The organism is Corynebacterium sp. HMSC062E11 (assembly GCF_001811845.1).
GTDB lineage: Bacteria > Actinomycetota > Actinomycetes > Mycobacteriales > Mycobacteriaceae > Corynebacterium > Corynebacterium hesseae.
Genome location: NZ_KV806828.1, coordinates 1 through 896 on the forward strand (window position 1 = coordinate 1; position 896 = coordinate 896).

The following is an 896-nucleotide window of genomic DNA, read 5'->3' on the forward strand; positions in this document are numbered from 1 at the left end:
GAGTCCACGACCCCGTCTAAGCCGGGCGAGGAGACCACTCCGAACAACCCGGGTGAGTCCACGACCCCGAATGACCCGTGTGAGTCCACCACGCCGGATAAGCCTGGTGAGGAGCCGTCTGAGTCCACGACTCCGCGTGAGCCGGGTGATGAGTCTGGTAAGCCGAAGATTTCGACGAATGCTGACTTCGCTAACGGTGCAACCCAGGTTGTTGCTGGTGCGCAGGTCAACGACCGTGTTACCTACGAGAACCTGGTTCCGGGTAAGGAATACACTCTGTTCGCTGAGCTGATTTCCAAGGAGGACGGCAAGACCGTTCTGGGTGAGGGTGAGAAGACCTTTACTCCGGAGTCTGCTAACGGTGAGGTTGTTGTTGAGATCATCGTTGATGAGTCTGTGACTAAGCCGGTTGAGGCTGCGGTTGCTTTTGAGGAGTTGACTTCGGTTGAGGTCAACGACAAGGGCGAGGAGACTCCGGGTACTGATCCGGAGAACCCGAACGACATTGCTAAGCACGAGGACATCAATGATAAGGCTCAGACTGTGACCTCTAAGGATGAGCCGTCTGAGTCCACCACGCCGAACAAGCCGGGCGACGAGACTTGCGAGTCCACGACCCCGTCTAAGCCGGGCGAGGAGACTACCCCGAATAATCCGGGCGAGTCAACGACTCCGGGCAAGCCTGGTGAGTCGACCACTCCGGGTAAGCCGGGTGAGTCCACCACTCCGAACGATCCGTGTGAGTCTACGACCCCGGATAAGCCTGGTGAGGAGCCATCTGAGTCGACGACTCCGAAGACGACTGAGAAGACCACTGAGCCGTCTGAGTCGACGACTCCGAACAAGCCGGGTGACGAGACCTGTGAGTCCACGACCCCGTCTAAGCCGGGCGAGGA

1 protein-coding gene is annotated in these 896 nt (G+C 58.7%); it reads left to right on the forward strand.

The window, feature by feature from the left end:
• Positions 1–896: VaFE repeat-containing surface-anchored protein (locus HMPREF2822_RS09965; RefSeq protein WP_158014588.1), on the forward strand; the 896-nt coding region annotated here is incomplete at both ends.